At 57.7% G+C, this 16,120-nt stretch carries 16 protein-coding genes; 10 read left to right on the top strand and 6 right to left on the bottom strand.

Going from position 1 to position 16,120, the window contains the following annotated elements:
• Positions 1-29: 29 nt before the first annotated feature.
• Entirely contained in the window at positions 30-725 is a 696-nt protein-coding gene (locus ACDO57_RS01900; RefSeq protein WP_048992525.1) for a CidB/LrgB family autolysis modulator, read from the bottom strand.
• Positions 722-1,117, bottom strand: coding sequence for a CidA/LrgA family protein (locus ACDO57_RS01905; RefSeq protein WP_014884558.1), 396 nt, complete (start codon positions 1,115-1,117; stop codon positions 722-724). The genes ACDO57_RS01900 and ACDO57_RS01905 overlap by 4 nt, the downstream gene beginning before the upstream one ends.
• A gap of 167 nt (positions 1,118-1,284) precedes the next feature.
• Between ACDO57_RS01905 and dusC the strand changes: the two genes are divergently transcribed.
• The 3 genes from dusC to ACDO57_RS01920 all read left to right on the top strand — a co-directional run bounded on the left by dusC (position 1,285) and on the right by ACDO57_RS01920 (position 4,579).
• Positions 1,285-2,217 carry a tRNA dihydrouridine(16) synthase DusC gene (gene dusC / locus ACDO57_RS01910; protein ID WP_267216901.1) on the top strand — a complete coding sequence of 311 codons (933 nt, stop codon included), beginning with the start codon at positions 1,285-1,287 and terminating at the stop codon, positions 2,215-2,217.
• Positions 2,218-2,345: 128 nt separating this feature from the next.
• Complete coding sequence (mdtQ, locus tag ACDO57_RS01915) at positions 2,346-3,764, top strand: multidrug resistance outer membrane protein MdtQ (protein WP_090419536.1); 1,419 nt, start codon at positions 2,346-2,348, stop codon at positions 3,762-3,764.
• 50 nt (positions 3,765-3,814) lie between these two features.
• Complete coding sequence (locus ACDO57_RS01920) at positions 3,815-4,579, top strand: SDR family oxidoreductase (RefSeq protein WP_024908156.1); 765 nt, start codon at positions 3,815-3,817, stop codon at positions 4,577-4,579.
• A gap of 82 nt (positions 4,580-4,661) precedes the next feature.
• Here ACDO57_RS01920 and ACDO57_RS01925 read toward each other — a convergent pair whose 3' ends face one another.
• Positions 4,662-5,234 (bottom strand): DedA family protein, encoded by a 573-nt coding sequence (locus ACDO57_RS01925; protein WP_024908155.1) that lies wholly within the window; start codon positions 5,232-5,234, stop codon positions 4,662-4,664.
• Between the two features lie 157 nt (positions 5,235-5,391).
• Between ACDO57_RS01925 and ACDO57_RS01930 the strand changes: the two genes are divergently transcribed.
• Together ACDO57_RS01930 and pbpG are read left to right on the top strand one after the other, a co-directional pair.
• A complete protein-coding gene (locus tag ACDO57_RS01930) occupies positions 5,392-5,979 on the top strand; it encodes a Yip1 family protein (RefSeq protein WP_023312454.1) in 588 nt (195 codons plus the stop codon).
• A 167-nt stretch (positions 5,980-6,146) separates the two neighbouring features.
• On the top strand, positions 6,147-7,070 hold the full coding sequence (gene pbpG / locus ACDO57_RS01935; RefSeq protein ID WP_024908154.1) for a D-alanyl-D-alanine endopeptidase: 924 nt from the start codon (positions 6,147-6,149) through the stop codon (positions 7,068-7,070).
• A gap of 94 nt (positions 7,071-7,164) precedes the next feature.
• Here pbpG and ACDO57_RS01940 read toward each other — a convergent pair whose 3' ends face one another.
• Both ACDO57_RS01940 and dld read right to left on the bottom strand, forming a co-directional pair.
• On the bottom strand, positions 7,165-7,719 hold the full coding sequence (locus tag ACDO57_RS01940) for a GNAT family N-acetyltransferase (protein ID WP_024908153.1): 555 nt from the start codon (positions 7,717-7,719) through the stop codon (positions 7,165-7,167).
• A gap of 112 nt (positions 7,720-7,831) precedes the next feature.
• Positions 7,832-9,580: a D-lactate dehydrogenase gene (gene dld / locus ACDO57_RS01945; RefSeq protein WP_024908152.1), complete on the bottom strand. Its 1,749-nt coding sequence runs from the start codon at positions 9,578-9,580 to the stop codon at positions 7,832-7,834.
• A gap of 189 nt (positions 9,581-9,769) precedes the next feature.
• Between dld and bglX the strand changes: the two genes are divergently transcribed.
• The 5 genes from bglX (at position 9,770) to ACDO57_RS01970 (ending at position 15,967) form a co-directional block, all read left to right on the top strand.
• Complete coding sequence (bglX, locus tag ACDO57_RS01950) at positions 9,770-12,067, top strand: beta-glucosidase BglX (protein WP_370883459.1); 2,298 nt, start codon at positions 9,770-9,772, stop codon at positions 12,065-12,067.
• Between the two features lie 148 nt (positions 12,068-12,215).
• Entirely contained in the window at positions 12,216-13,133 is a 918-nt protein-coding gene (locus tag ACDO57_RS01955; RefSeq protein WP_061714765.1) for an ABC transporter substrate-binding protein, read from the top strand.
• A 12-nt stretch (positions 13,134-13,145) separates the two neighbouring features.
• Positions 13,146-14,303: an ABC transporter permease gene (locus ACDO57_RS01960; RefSeq protein ID WP_048992506.1), complete on the top strand. Its 1,158-nt coding sequence runs from the start codon at positions 13,146-13,148 to the stop codon at positions 14,301-14,303.
• A complete protein-coding gene (locus ACDO57_RS01965; RefSeq protein ID WP_370883460.1) occupies positions 14,296-15,246 on the top strand; it encodes an ABC transporter ATP-binding protein in 951 nt (316 codons plus the stop codon). The genes ACDO57_RS01960 and ACDO57_RS01965 overlap by 8 nt, the downstream gene beginning before the upstream one ends.
• Positions 15,230-15,967, top strand: a complete 738-nt coding sequence (locus tag ACDO57_RS01970; protein ID WP_061714768.1) for an ABC transporter permease — start codon at positions 15,230-15,232, stop codon at positions 15,965-15,967. The genes ACDO57_RS01965 and ACDO57_RS01970 overlap by 17 nt, the downstream gene beginning before the upstream one ends.
• On the opposite strand, the gene ACDO57_RS01975 is transcribed toward ACDO57_RS01970, so the two are convergent.
• A complete protein-coding gene (locus ACDO57_RS01975; protein WP_008500895.1) occupies positions 15,942-16,055 on the bottom strand; it encodes a protein YohO in 114 nt (37 codons plus the stop codon). The genes ACDO57_RS01970 and ACDO57_RS01975 overlap by 26 nt on opposite strands.
• Positions 16,056-16,120: the final 65 nt, after the last annotated feature.

The raw sequence follows: 16,120 nt of genomic DNA on the forward strand, positions 1-16,120 counted from the left end.
AATGAAATTTGCGCGACGCATCGCAAATTTTAGCCCATCACCGCCAGAATCAGCGGGAAAATGAACGGGGCCAGCAGGGAGGTGATAATCCCACAGATCACCAGCGCCAGGGAGCTAAACGCCCCTTCCTGATAATCCAGCTCCGCGCAGCGGGCCGTGCCCAGGGCGTGGGAGGCGGTGCCCATCGAGAGCCCCCGTGCCGCTTTAGTATGGATACGCATCGCGTTCAGCAGGGTGTGGCCAAACACCGCGCCGAGAATACCGACGAAAATGACGCACATCGCGCTGATGGCCGGAATGCCGCCGAGGCTGCCCCCAACCGCCATCGCGATAGGCGTGGTCACCGATTTAGGCAGAATAGAGGCGGCAATTTGCGGTGAGGCCCCCATCAACAGCGCCACCGACGTACCGGTGATCATCGCCACCAGGCTGCCGACAAAACAGATGGTAATGATGGATTTCCAGCGGGCGCGGATCTGGTGCAGCTGCTCATATAAAGGAAAGGCGAGCGCCACGACGGCGGGCTGCAGCAGGTCGTTTAAGATTTTGCTGCCGGCAAAGTAGCGTTCGTAAGGAATGCCGGTGAGCAGCAGGAACGGAATAATCACCACCATCGCCACCAGCAGCGGGTTCAGCAACGGCATTTTGAAACGTGCGGCAAGCTTGCGCGCGGCGAAGAACACCACCAGGGTTAACGGCAGCGACCACCAGATATTGGCCATCATTTTTTTGTTTTCTCCCCGATCACGTTACGTTCGCCATGCACCAGATGTGAACTCCAGCTCACCACCAGGAAAACCACCAGCGTACTGACCGCGCAGGAGACCACGATCGGGCCGAACTGGGCCTTGAGCAAATCAAAATACTGCATGACCCCAACGCCGATAGGCACGAAAAGCAGCGCCATATAGCGAATGAGGACGAAGCAGCCGGGGTTGACCCATTTTGCGGGCAGGATTTGCAGCGCCAGCAAAACGAAGAGGATCAGCATGCCGATAATGCTGCCGGGGATGGTGATGGGCAGCAGCGACGCGATGAAAATCCCGGCATACAGACAGGCGTAAATCAGGACGAATGCGCGCAGATATTGCCAGATAATGTTCAATGATTTGCTCATGGTGATAGTCCTTGCTGAAACGCATTCATCATACAATTAAACCTAAAAATGTGCCATGGATCACATCATGAATTTTGAGCATACCAGACATTCCGGAATGGAACGCCGAGCTTTCCACACACATACAGAGCAGATACTATAGCGCGTCTTTTTTCACAGGTACTGCTATGCGTGTTTTACTGGCCCCAATGGAAGGCGTGCTCGACTCCCTCGTGCGCGAGCTTCTGACCGAGGTGAACGATTACGATCTCTGCGTGACGGAATTTCTGCGCGTGGTCGATATGCTGTTGCCGGTAAAATCCTTCTTCCGACTGTGTCCCGAGCTGCACAACCAGAGCCGAACCTCTTCCGGCACGCTGGTGCGTATTCAGCTGCTCGGCCAGTATCCGGAATGGCTGGCGGAAAACGCCGCCCGCGCGGTTGAGTTGGGCTCTTACGGGGTGGATCTCAACTGCGGCTGCCCGTCGAAGCTGGTCAACGGCAGCGGCGGCGGGGCGACCTTGCTGAAAGATCCTGAGCTGATTTACCGCGGCGCGAAAGCCATGCGCGAGGCCGTGCCTTCGCATTTGCCGGTGACGGTTAAGGTGCGCCTTGGGTGGGACAGCGACGCGCGGCAGTTTGAAATCGCCGATGCGGTGCAGCAGGCCGGGGCCACCGAGCTGGTGGTGCATGGCCGTACCAAAGAAGATGGCTACAAAGCCGATCGCATTAACTGGCAGGCGATCGGTGAGATCCGCAAACGCCTCACCATTCCGGTGATCGCCAACGGCGAAATCTGGGACTACGAGAGCGCGCAGGCCTGTCTGCAGGCCACCGGCTGCGATGCGGTCATGATTGGCCGCGGCGCACTGAATGTGCCGAACCTCAGCCGGGTGGTGAAATATAACGAACCGCGTATGCCCTGGGCAGACGTCGTCACGCTGCTGCAAAAATACAGTCGTCTGGAAAAGCAGGGGGACACCGGTTTGTATCACGTCGCGCGAATTAAGCAGTGGCTGAGTTATTTACGTAAAGAGTACGATGAAGCGCTGGGGTTATTTCAGGAGATTCGTACATTACAGACGTCCTCTGATATTGCACGGGTTATTCAGTCAAAGTAATTTATTCATTTGGTGAATAATTTTCTGATTATGTAAATGTATAACAATTTACGGATTGCCACGCATTACTAAAAAAATAAATAGTATCAAGCGTATTTTTCGCCTTTATTTTTTGAGTATATGGCGTAATGAAACGTTCTCTTATTTTATCTCTGAGTGTCCCCTTTGCATTAATTCTGGCAGCCTGCGCACCTGAACATTCCACCGTCTCTCCGCTAAATACACAACCGGCCGCCAAGTCTGTGAATACCTCATTGCATTATACCGACTGGCCGAAAAATGCGTGGTGGAAGGCGTATAACGATCCCCAGCTTAACGGGCTTATTGCAAAAGCATTAAGCGATGCGCCGGATATGCAGATTGCCCGTCAGCGGATTACGCTTGCCGAAGCTCAGGCCAAAGCGGCTATGGCTGCCGACGGTCCGCAAATTGATTTTTCCGCCGAGGCTGAACGTCAGAAAATGTCCGCCGAAGGGCTGATGGGGCCCTTTGCCATTACCGACCCGGCGGCAGGGACCACCGGGCCGTGGTACACCAACGGCACCTTTGGCCTGACCGCAGGCTGGGATCTCGATCTGTGGGGTAAAAATCGCGCGCAGGTCGAAGCCCGGATTGGCAAAGTGAATGCGCAAAAAGCGGAGCTGGAGCAGACCCGACAGCTGCTGGCCGGCAGCGTGGCGCGGCTCTACTGGGAGTGGCAAACTCAGGCCGCCGCGGGGGAGGTTCTCGCGCAGATCAAACATGAGCAGGACAATATTATCGGTGCCGATCGCGAGCTGTACCAGCACGGCATCACCTCCTCGGTGGAGGGTGTCGAAACGGATATCAACGCCAGCAAAACCGAAGAGCAGCTGGCCGAGGTCAACGGGAAGATGAAAGCCATAGAGGCGCGTCTGGTCGCGTTGACGAACTCCTCCTCCGTGAAGCTTACGCGGCACGCCTTGCCGACGGTGGAAGCCTCGTTACCGTCGACGCTCGGATATGAACTGCTGGCACGCCGTCCGGATCTTCAGGAGGCGCACTGGTATATCGAAGCCTCCATGAGCGAGGTAGAGGCCGCCAGAGCGGCGTTCTATCCTGACGTGAACCTGATGGCGTTCTTACAGCAGGATGCCCTCCACCTGAGCGATCTGTTCCGTTCATCCGCGCAGCAGATGGGCGTCACCGCCGGGCTGACGCTGCCAATTTTTGACAGCGGCAGGCTGAACGCCAGCCTGGATATCGCTCAGGCGCAGAACAACCTTTCGGTAGCCAACTACAACAAAGCGGTGGTGGAGGCCGTCAATCAGGTGGCACGCACCGCCAGCGAAGTCGAAACGCTGATGGCGAAGAACGGCCAACAGCAGCAGGTTGAAAAAGATGCGGCACGGGTTGTGGCGCTGGCACAGGCGCGTTTCAGCGCGGGGATTATTGCGGGCTCCCGTGTCAGTGAAGCCAGAATACCGGCCCTCAAAGAGCACCTCGAAGGCGTGCTGCTGAAGGGGCAATATGTCGACGCTACCCTGCAGCTGACCTCGGCGCTGGGCGGTGGCTATCATCATGGCTAAAAAAGGCCATTATCTATACTTACCTCTTTGCAGTTTTTCAGGAGGTGAGTATGACCAGAGTAGCGATTGTTACCGCATCGGATTCCGGGATTGGGAAAACCACGGCCCTGATGCTGGCTGAGCGCGGGTTTGATATTGGCGTCACCTGGCACTCGGATGAGAAAGGGGCGCTGGAAACCTGCCGCGAAGTTGAAGCGCAGGGGCAGCGCGCGGAGGCTATCCATCTTGATTTAAGCACGCTGCCGGAAGGCGCTGAGGCTATTGAAACGCTGATTGCGCGTTTTGGTCGGCTGGACGTGCTGGTCAATAATGCCGGGGCGATGACCAAAGCGCCGTTCCTCGAGATGCCGTTTGACGACTGGCGGAATATTTTCACCGTCGACGTGGACGGCGCGTTTCTCTGTTCACAAATTGCCGCAAGGCAGATGGTGAAGCAGGGGAAAGGGGGGCGGATTGTGAACATCACCTCGGTGCATGAGCACACTCCGCTTCCGGAGGCCAGCGCCTATACGGCGGCGAAACACGCGCTCGGCGGGTTAACCAAATCCATGGCGATGGAGCTGGTTAAGCACAATATTCTGGTGAACGCCGTCGCACCGGGTGCCATTGCCACGCCGATGAATGACATGGACGACAGCGAAGTGAAGGACGGTTCAATGCCGGAAATCCCGCTGGCAAGGCCGGGCCATACCAAAGAGATTGCCAGCCTGGTCGCGTGGCTGTGCGACAGCGACGCCAGCTATACAACGGGGCAATCGTTTATCGTCGACGGGGGCTTTATGCTGGCGAACCCGCAGTTTAAGCCGGAGGGGTAGGTTCCCCTCTCCCTGTGAGAGAGGGTGTTTTTAGTTCCCTCTCCCTGTGGGAGAGGGTTAGGGTGAGGGCATCAGGCCGCACTTACTCCTCATCCCGCCTCTTTTCCCGATGCTTCAGCCACAGTCGAACCCCAATCACCGCCACGACCACCAGAATCAGCCACGCCCAGTGCTTAAGGTGCTGGTCGAGATTATGCAGCCAGGGCGCAATCACTTCGCCCCCCACATAACCGAGCGTCGTAAAGATCAGCGCCCAGGCAATCGCACCCACAATATTGAGCGGCAGGAAAATTTTTGGTGGCAGATGGCTGGCACCAATGAGTATCGGCCCGATAATGCGAAAGCCATACATAAAGCGCGTGCCAATGACGAACAGATAGGGGTGGCGTTGAATGAGCCGCTGAGCGCGGCGAATTTTCTTCTGATGCTTTGTGAAACGCTTAAGCAGCGTTGGCCCGAAGCGCAGCCCGAGAAAGTAGAGCAGCTGATCGCCAATCATCCCCCCCAGCGCAACCGCGGCGACGACCAGCGGGAATTTCAGCAATCCCTGATGCGCGGCGACGCCGCCTAACAGGGTGATGGTTTCGCCTTCTGCCACGCTACCAATGACCAGCGCGGCATAGCCATATTGTTCAATGAGTGCGTTAATATCCATTACGTAACTGTTATCTCCCTCTGCGTACCTCGTTTAATCATATACCCCATGAATCAACAGCGGGGAAATCAACGGAAATTTCCCACTGTACATAAAATAATCTAAAGCCTGCATTATACTTAAGGTATCGCTGACGGGCCGACAACAAGGGGGCGCTATGAACCATGTCTGGGGACTTTTCTCCCATCCCGATCGTGAAATGCATGTCATTAAAAGTGAGAACGAAACGGTCTCGCATCATTACACGCACCACGTGCTGCTGATGGCTGCGGTGCCGGTAATATGCGCTTTTATCGGAACGACACAAATCGGCTGGAACTTCGGTGACGGCACCGTGGTTCAGCTTTCCTGGTTTACCGGACTCTATCTGGCCATCGTCTTTTATGGTCTGATGCTGGCGGGTGTGGCGGTCATGGGGCGAGTCATTCACTGGATGGCGCGTAACTACCCACAACGTCCATCGCTGGCGCACTGTATGGTCTTTGCCGGATATGTCGCGACCCCGCTGTTCTTAAGCGGTATTGTTGCGCTCTATCCACTGGTCTGGCTGTGCGCGCTGATCGGTACCATTGCCCTCTTTTACACCGGGTATCTGCTGTATCTGGGGGTTCCAACCTTCCTGAATATCAATAAAGAAGAAGGCCTGAGTTTTTCCAGTTCAACACTCGCTATCGGGGTGCTGGTGCTGGAGGCGCTACTGGCGCTGACGGTGATCCTTTGGGGTTATGGATACCGTCTCTTCTGAGTTCACTGCATTGCTGGCGTAAATGCCAGCAATGCAGCATCTGTTCACGATTATCCTCTGGCGACAACGCCCGCTGACGGCTATGATGCCGAAGCCAGCCTGTGTTTATCCGTTGATACAGGCGGTGTACGTCATGACGTGCGTGAATAATTATCAGAAGTCTCACCATGCTGAAATTCCGAGTCTCTTTACTTAGCCTGGCGCTGTTGCTGGGTGCGTCCGCTGCCGTGCCGGCCGTCGCCAAAACGCCCGCGGTGACCGCTGCCGCTGCCCAACCGCAAATTGCTTCAGGCAGCGCGATGATTGTCGATCTCAACACCAATAAGGTGATCTACGCCAGCCATCCGGACCTGGTGCGCCCGATCGCCTCGATTACCAAATTAATGACCGCGATGGTGGTGCTTGATGCCCATCTGCCGCTGGACGAAAAGCTGAAAGTGGATATCAGCCACACGCCGGAGATGAAAGGGATCTACTCCCGCGTGCGGCTGAACAGTGAAATCAGCCGTAAAAATATGCTGCTGCTGGCGCTGATGTCGTCTGAAAACCGCGCGGCGGCGAGCCTGGCGCACCATTATCCGGGCGGCTACGACGCGTTTATCCGCGCAATGAACGCCAAAGCCAAATCGCTGGGGATGAACAATACGCATTATGTTGAACCGACGGGTCTGTCGATCAGCAACGTCTCCACGGCCCGCGATCTGACGAAACTGCTGATTGCCAGCAAACAGTACCCGCTGATTGGTCAGCTCAGTACCACCCGTGAAGAGATGGCGACCTTTGCGAACCCGGCCTATACGCTGCCGTTCCGCAATACTAACCATCTGGTTTACCGTGATAACTGGAATATTCAGTTAACAAAAACCGGTTTTACCAATGCGGCAGGGCACTGTCTGGTGATGCGCACGGTGTTTAACGGTAAGCCGGTGGCGCTGGTGGTGATGGATGCCTTCGGCAAATACACGCACTTTGCGGATGCGAGCCGCCTGCGTACCTGGATTGAAACAGGAAAAGTGCAGCCCGTTCCGGCCGCCGCATTGACGTATAAAAAGCAGAAAGCGGAGCAGATGGCGACGGCGCAGAACGACTGATGCGCCTCTGCGCGCTGATGCCCTCGCCCCGACCCTCTCCCACAGGGAGAGGGAGAAAACACTAAAAACGGTAACCCAGGTTACCGTTTTGCTTTTATTCCGGCAGCGTCCAGTCACCATCGTTGAGCGGGCGCTGCATAATCACCGTATCCCGCCAGTCGCCTTTCTTATAGCCTACGCTGCGCAGCTGACCGACAATCACGAAGCCGTGCTTTTTATGCAGGCGTAACGAACCGGCATTATTATTGCCATCTCCCACCACGGCAATCATCTGCCGCCACGGACCTTGTTCGCAGCGTTCAATTAGCGCAGACATTAACGCCGTGCCAAAACCGCGCCCGGTGATGCTGGCATCCACGTAAATCGACTCTTCCAGGGTATAGCGGTAGGCGTGTCGCGGACGGTAAGGCGTGGCGTAGCAGTAGCCCACCACGATGCCGCGATACAGCGCGATAAGCCACGGTAAACCATTCTCAGCCACGCTTTTCATTCGATGACGCATTTCGTCGATAGTGGGGGGGACTTCTTCAAATGACGCGCGCCCGTGAAGCACATGCCAGGCATAGATCGCGGCGATGGCATGCACATCATCGGGAAGGGCATCGCGCACTTCCAGTTCGGTCTCGGATAAAACATCAATAGCCGACATGATGAGCCTGCTCCTCGTTATAGAAAGCCGGAGAAACGTTTCTCCGGCGTCAGACAGTTACTCTATTACGATTAAGGAGCGCTTAACAATCTCTCAAATTTGGCTGTAGGAATTAATCAGACGCTTGCGTTATGCGCTGCTCCGCGTCCGCGCTTTCTTTCCAGTATTTCTTCCGCGTTGTTTTACCGATGCCGGGATTCATGCTGTTTGTAGGGTCATTCTCGCGATAAAACTGCTTAAGTGCGTCGGGGGCTTTATAAAGATGTCCGACGTTATGTTCCGCAGGATATTGTGCGCCACGTTCACGCAGAAGGGCGAGCATCTGCTCCTTCAGTTCGTGTGCATCGACCCCTTTTTTGACGATGTAATCCTGATGGAAGACATAACACATAAAGTGGCCGTAATAGAGCTTATGCACCAGCTTGCTGTCGATTTCCGGCGGCAGGTGTTCAAACCACTCGGTATCATTACGCCGCAGAGCGATATCCAGCGCCAGAATATCTTCCACCTCTTCGGAATGCACCGCCTGGTAACGGATGGCGGCACCCGCAGCAGCGAAGCGGTGCAGGAAGGCTTTGCTGCCTTCTTCAGGCGTACAGGCAAAGAAATCACCCTCAGCGGTTTTGAAAAATTCAGTCAGCCAGGACTGCGCTTCGGCGATCCCGTCTCCGGCCATTTTCAGCAGCAGGTGGTGTTCGTACCTGTCGCGCCAGGTTTTCATTCGCTCCGGTAAATGCGCCGGGAAAACGTTGCCCAGCTTCTGCATAAAGCGGTCGGTGAAGTGGGGTTTGAACAGCGACACTTTCTCCAGCATCGCGTCGGTGCGGCCCTTCATGGTGAAGAAGAACGGCATTTTGTCGGTGCCCAGCTTGTCGATCATCAGGAACGTGTCTTTGCCGTAACGCTCGGCGATGTCGTAAATGTCCCGGTGCATGTACTCGCCCGCCACCGGCAGGTGGGTGAATTCACCCAGAATATGACGGCGGATCTCGGTCAGAACCTCAGGCTGATTGGTACCAATGTAAAATACCTGCTGCTTTTTCTCTGCCGGGAAGGTATCCAGGCGCACGGCAAAAACGGCAAGCTTCCCGGCGCAGCCGGAGGATTCAAACAGGCGGTCCGGGTCGGCGTTGTAGCGCGCTGGTGTATCGGCGTCGATATCCCGCACGCGGGTCACGTAGTCGTGATCGTGCGCGTGGCGGCCGTCGTGCTGCACGTCTTCGTCCTTCACGCGATCGTCGTCGAGCTTGCTGAGGATCTGTTCCGGCGTCACGCCGAGATCGATCCCCAGATGGTTGACCAGCGTCAGCTTGCCGTTTTCGTCAATACGGGCAAACAGCGACATCTCGGTATAGGCCGGGCCGCGCTGCACCAGCGAGCCGCCGGAGTTGTTGCAGATCCCACCGACCACCGAGGCGCCAATACAGGAGGAGCCAATCACCGAGTGCGGCTCACGACCCAGCGGCTTAAGCGCTTTTTCCAGGGAATAGAGCGTGGTGCCGGGGAACGCGAGCACCTGCTCGCCTTTGTCCAGCAGGTGCAGCTTGTCGAGGCGCAGGGTGCTGATAATCACGATGTCGCGATCGTAATCGTTGCCGTTCGGCGTGGAGCCTTCGGTCAGGCCGGTATTGGCGGCCTGCATTAAAATGATCTTGTCGGCGGCGACGCAGGCGCTCAGCACGCGCCACAGCTCCAGCAGCGTGCCGGGGAAGACAACCGCCAGCGCCTCGCCCTGGCCGGAGCGGAAACCCTTACGGTAGCGGGCGGTTTTGGCCGGGTCGGTAAGCAGGTGAGAGGAGCCAACCAGGCGCGACAGTTCGTTAATAAAAGCCGTGTTATCGTTTGTTCGAACAGAAGACATCTTCCACTCCTTGTGGTGGGGCAAATTTCTCGCTGTAAAGCATAGCGCGATTAACTGTTAAGCGGTCGAGTATTCACGAGAAAAATCAGAGAATAACCCTGCAACGTTCTGAGGGTTTGTGGCACACTGCGCTTTTCGCACGGTATGGCCGAGATCGTCCGGCGGTTATTGATGAGAGAGTAAAACGACATGAAATGGCTATGTTCTGTAGGTGTCGCCGTCAGCCTGGCGCTGCAACCTGCGCTGGCAGAGGATTTGTTTGGCAATCACCCGCTCACGCCTGAAGCACGGGACGCGTTTGTCACGGAATTGCTCAAGAAAATGACGGTCGATGAGAAAATCGGCCAGCTGCGCCTTATCAGCGTCGGCCCGGATAACCCGAAAGAGGCCATCCGGGCGATGATCAAAGACGGGCAGGTAGGGGCCATCTTTAATACCGTCACCCGCCAGGATATCCGCAAGATGCAGGACCAGGTGATGGATCTCAGCCGCCTGAAAATTCCTCTGTTCTTTGCCTATGACGTGGTGCACGGCCAGCGTACCGTCTTCCCGATTAGCCTCGGCTTAGCGTCTTCCTTTAACCTCGACGCGGTGAAAACCGTCGGGCGCGTGTCGGCTTATGAAGCGGCGGACGACGGCCTGAACATGACCTGGGCACCTATGGTGGACGTCTCGCGCGATCCGCGCTGGGGCCGCGGCTCGGAAGGCTTTGGTGAAGATACGTATTTAACCTCCACGATGGGTAAAACCATGGTGGAAGCGATGCAGGGCAAAAGCCCGGCGGACCGCTACTCGGTGATGACCAGCGTCAAACACTTCGCAGCCTATGGCGCAGTGGAGGGCGGTAAAGAGTACAACACCGTCGACATGAGCCCGCAGCGCCTGTTTAACGACTATATGCCGCCGTACAAGGCAGGGCTGGATGCGGGCAGCGGCGCGGTGATGGTGGCGCTGAACTCCCTGAACGGCACGCCGGCGACGTCCGATTCCTGGCTGCTGAAAGACGTGCTGCGCGACCAGTGGGGCTTTAAAGGCATCACCGTTTCTGACCACGGCGCGATTAAAGAGCTGATCAAGCACGGTACCGCCTCCGATCCGGAAGACGCGGTGCGCGTGGCGCTCAAGTCCGGCATCAACATGAGCATGAGCGATGAGTATTACAGCAAATACCTGCCGGGGCTGGTGAAGAGCGGCAAGGTAACGATGGCGGAGCTGGACGATGCCACCCGTCACGTGCTGAATGTGAAATACGACATGGGGCTGTTTAACGATCCGTACAGCCACCTGGGTCCGAAAGAGTCTGACCCGGCAGATACCAATGCTGAAAGCCGTCTGCACCGCAAAGAAGCGCGTGACGTGGCGCGTGAAAGCCTGGTGCTGCTGAAAAACCGCCTCGACACGCTGCCGCTGAAAAAATCCGGCACCATTGCCGTGGTGGGCCCGCTGGCCGACAGCAAGCGCGACGTGATGGGCAGCTGGTCTGCCGCAGGCGTGGCTGACCAGTCGGTGACCGTGCTGACCGGTATCAAGAGTGCCGTGTGTGATAACGCCAAGGTGATGTACGCCAAAGGGGCGAACGTCACCAACGATAAAGACATCGTGACCTTCCTCAACCAGTATGAGGAAGCTGTGAAGGTCGATCCGCGCACGCCGAAGGAGATGATTGACGAGGCGGTGAACGCCGCGAAGCAGTCTGACGTCGTTGTCGCGGTCGTGGGGGAAGCGCAGGGTATGGCGCACGAAGCCTCCAGCCGGACCGATATCACCATTCCGCAGAGCCAGCGCGATCTGATCGCCGCCCTGAAAGCCACCGGCAAGCCGCTAGTGCTGGTGCTGATGAACGGTCGTCCGCTGGCACTGGTGAAAGAAGACCAGCAGGCTGACGCCATTCTGGAAACCTGGTTCGCCGGTACCGAAGGCGGTAACGCCATCGCCGACGTGCTGTTTGGCGATTACAACCCGTCGGGCAAGCTGCCGATGTCCTTCCCGCGCTCCGTCGGGCAGATCCCGGTCTACTACAGCCACCTGAACACCGGTCGCCCGTACAACGCCGACAAGCCGAACAAGTACACGTCTCGTTACTTCGACGAAGCTAACGGCCCGCTGTATCCGTTTGGTTACGGCCTGAGCTACACCACCTTCAAGGTCTCTGACGTGAAAATGTCAGCGCCTACGATGAAGCGTGACGGCAAAGTCACCGCCAGCGTTGAGGTAACCAACACCGGCAAGCATGAAGGGGCAACGGTGATTCAGATGTACGTTCAGGATGTCACCGCGTCGATGAGCCGTCCCGTGAAGCAGCTGCGCGGCTTTGAGAAGGTCAACCTGAAGCCTGGCGAAACCCAAACTATCAGCTTCCCGATCGACGTGGATGCGCTGAAGTTCTGGAACCAGCAGATGAAATATGACGCGGAACCGGGCAAGTTTAACGTCTTTATCGGCGTGGACTCCGCCCGCGTGAATAAAGGTGAGTTCGAACTGCTGTAACCTGTCCCTCCTTTGCCTCCCCCCGTCCTGCGGGGGAGGCGTCTTACCTTATGCTAAAAAGGCATTTTGACGGTTAATTCTGCCGTTTTAAGCTACGCTTTTCTCTCAAGCCTCTGAAAAAGGCAGCAAAATAAATGAGGATAGTAGAATGACGATTGCAAAGGGGATGTTGGGATCTGCGGTGCTGCTGGCGGCGCTAAGTCTGCCGCTACAGGCGGCGGAGCCGGTAAAAGTGGGCTCAAAGATCGATACCGAAGGGGCGCTGCTCGGCAATATTATTTTGCAGGTGCTGGACAGCCACGGCGTGAAAACCGTCAATAAAGTTCAGCTCGGCACCACGCCCGTCGTGCGCGGCGCGATCACCTCCGGCGAGCTGGATATCTACCCGGAATACACCGGCAACGGCGCGTTCTTCTTCAAACAAGAAAACGATCCGGCATGGAAAAACGCTAACGCCGGGTATGAGAAAGTCAAAAAACTCGACGCGGAACAGAACAAACTGGTCTGGCTGACCCCGGCTCCCGCCAATAACACCTGGACTATCGCCGTGCGCAAGGACGTGGCGGAGAAAGGCAAGTTAACCTCGCTTGCGGATCTCAGCCGCTACCTGAAAGAGAAGGGCGATTTCAAGCTCGCGGCCTCTGCGGAGTTTATCGAGCGTCCCGACGCGCTGCCCGCGTTTGAAAAAGCCTACGGTTTCAAGCTCGATCAGGCGCAGCTGCTCTCTCTGGCGGGCGGGGATACTGCGGTGACCATCAAAGCGGCGGCGCAGCAAACCTCTGGCGTTAACGCGGCCATGGCCTACGGTACCGACGGTCCGGTGGCGGCGCTCGGCCTGCAAACCCTGACCGATCCTAAAGGCGTACAGCCGATTTACGCCCCGACCCCGGTCGTGCGTGAGGCGGTGCTGAAAGCCTATCCGGAGATTGCCGACTGGCTCAAACCGGTCTTCGAAAAACTGGATGAAAAAACGCTGCAACAGCTGAATGCCAGCATTGCCGTCGAGGGGCTGGATGCCAAAAAAGTGGCCGCCGACTTCCTGAAACAACAAGGGCTTGTGAAGTAACGGGAAAGGGCTGTGCCAATAAAATGTCATAACCGCGTCCTGCTGCTGCTGGCCTGCGTGGCCATCGCGGCGGTCGCGCTGCCGTTTGTCAACGTAGCCCCAAACCGTCTGATGTCGGGGGAGGGCAAAGCGCTCTGGCAGGTCTGGTCTTTCACGCCGGGGTGGCTGGCGGCGGCGCTGGCCGCGTGGGTTGCGCTATCGTTCTGGCAAGGGCGCACGGCGCAGTGGCTGACGCTGCTCCTCGCTGAAGGGCTGTTTATCATTCTGTTCTGGAGTGGCGGGCTGGCGGCGACGCACATGGCGTCGGCAGAAAGTCCGCTGGCGAGAACCACGGTGGGTAGCGGCCTCTGGCTGTGGCTGGCGCTCTGTCTGCTGGTCAGCAGCGATGCCATTCGTCGACTCATCTCCAGCGCCGTCTGGCGCTGGGTGCTCAACGCGCAGATATGGTGCATTCCCTTGTTCCTGCTGTTCAGCGGGGAACTGAACAATCTCTCGCTGTTAAAAGAGTACGCCAACCGCCAGGAGGTGTTTGACGATGCCCTGGCGCAACACCTGACGATCCTCTTCGGCACGCTCTTTCCGGCGCTGCTGCTCGGGATCCCCCTGGGCATGTGGTGTTACCGCCATCCTTCACGTCAGGGCGGTGTCTTTGCCGTGCTCAACGTGATCCAGACCATTCCTTCCGTTGCGCTGTTTGGCCTGCTGATTGCGCCGCTGGCCGGGCTGGTGAAGTCATTTCCGGTGCTGGGAACGCTCGGCATAGCCGGAACGGGGTTAACGCCCGCCCTTATCGCGCTGGTGCTGTATGCGCTGTTGCCGCTGGTGCGCGGCGTGGTCGCGGGCCTGGGTCAGGTCGCACCTGACGTGCTGGAAAGCGCCCATGCGATGGGCATGAGCGCCCGGCAGTGTTTCTGGAAAATTCAGCTCCCGCTGGCGCTGCCCCTGCTGCTGCGCAGCCTGCGGGTGGTGGCGGTACAGACCGTCGGCATGGCGGTGATTGCGGCGCTGATTGGCGCGGGCGGCTTTGGCGCCCTGGTGTTCCAGGGGCTGCTAAGTAGTGCGCTCGATCTGGTGTTATTGGGCGTGGTTCCGACGATTGCGCTGGCGGTTGTTGTCGACGCGCTGTTTGCCTTATGGCTCGCGCTGCTCAGGAGAAGAGCCAATGATTGAATTCCATGATGTCAGTAAAACGTTTGCCGGTCGCCCGGCGGCGAGCCACCTGAACCTGAACTTTGCCGAGGGGGCGTTTTCCGTGCTGATTGGCACCTCAGGCTCGGGAAAATCCACCACCCTGAAGATGATCAACCGTCTGGTGGAGCATGACAGCGGGCTGATCCGCTTTGCCGGAGAAGAGATCCGCAGCCTGCCGGTGCTGGAGCTGCGCCGTCGGATGGGCTATGCCATTCAGTCTATCGGCCTGTTTCCGCACTGGACGGTGGCGCAGAACATCGCCACCGTGCTGCAGCTGGAAAAATGGTCGCGGGGGAAAATCGCCAATCGTGTTGATGAGCTGATGTCTCTGCTGGGGTTAGAGCCCGCGCTGCGCGATCGCTATCCGCACCAGCTTTCCGGCGGGCAGCAGCAGCGCGTGGGCGTGGCGCGCGCGCTGGCGGCCAATCCGCAGGTACTGCTGATGGATGAACCCTTTGGCGCGCTGGATCCGGTCACGCGCGGGGCGCTGCAGGCGGAGATGACTCGTATTCACCGCATTCTCGGACGCACGATCGTTCTCGTGACGCACGATATTGATGAAGCCCTGCGCCTGGCCGACCATCTGGTGCTGATGGATCATGGCGAAGTGGTGCAGCAGGGCTCGCCGCTTGAGCTGTTAACCTGGCCGAAGAACGACTTTGTGCGCGAGTTTTTTGGCCGCAGCGAGCTGGGCGTGAGGCTGCTCTCCCTGCGGACGGTCAGCGACTATATGCGTCGGGAGGAGACATCGCTAAGCGGCGAACCGCTGCAGGCGCAGATGAGCCTGCGGGATGCCCTCTCCGCGTTTGTCGCGCGCCAGTGCGAGGTATTGCCCGTCTCGGACGCTCGCGGGACGCCGTGCGGAACCTTACATTTTCGCGATCTGCTGGCAGGGGAGGTGACGCGTGAAGGCACTGCGTGATCCGCTCCTCTGGCTGGTAGCGCTCTTTGTCGCCTTGCTGTTTCTGATGCCTCACAGCGCGGCGCTGTTTAACGCCCTTTTTCCCGGGCTGCCGCGGCCGGTCTATCAGCAGGAGAGCTTTATTAATCTCGCCCTGGCACATCTCTGGCTGGTGGCGCTCTCAAGCGCCATCGCGGTTGTGCTGGGGGTAGGGGCAGGCATCGCGGTCACGCGTCCTGCGGGCCGGGAGTTTCGTCCGCTGGTAGAGACGATAGCGGCCATTGGACAGACGTTTCCGCCGGTGGCGGTGCTTGCGATAGCGGTTCCGGTGATGGGCTTTGGCCAGCAGCCTGCCATTATTGCGCTGATTTTATACGGCGTACTGCCGGTTCTGCAGGGCACGCTGGCGGGCCTCGCGGCGGTACCGGCGTCGGTGCTGAGCGTGGCTGAAGGGATGGGAATGAGTCGCGGCCAGCGGCTGCGCAAGGTTGAACTGCCGCTTGCGGCACCGGTTATCATTGCCGGGATCCGCACGTCGGTCATCATTAACATTGGGACGGCGACCATTGCGTCTACGGTTGGTGCCAATACGCTGGGAACGCCGATTATTATCGGCCTGAGCGGGTTTAATACGGCTTATATAGTGCAGGGAGCGGTGCTGGTCGCGCTGGCGGCAATCGTCGTCGATCGCCTTTTTGAGCGGCTGGCGCTCTACCTCAGCCGACACCGCCGCGAACAATAAACGAGTATCCTGCCAGCATCACGCCGCCGATACCGCTTACGGCCATCAGGACAAAAAGGGTAATAATGGCCAGTTTGGTTGCCTTCATCATGTGCTCCTGTTGTTAACGGAACAATTATACGGTGAAGCGCAGCTGTTAATGAACCATTAAAT

Origin of the sequence: Enterobacter cloacae complex sp. 2015409 (assembly GCF_041365315.1) — a bacterium.
Classification (GTDB): domain Bacteria; phylum Pseudomonadota; class Gammaproteobacteria; order Enterobacterales; family Enterobacteriaceae; genus Enterobacter; species Enterobacter pseudoroggenkampii.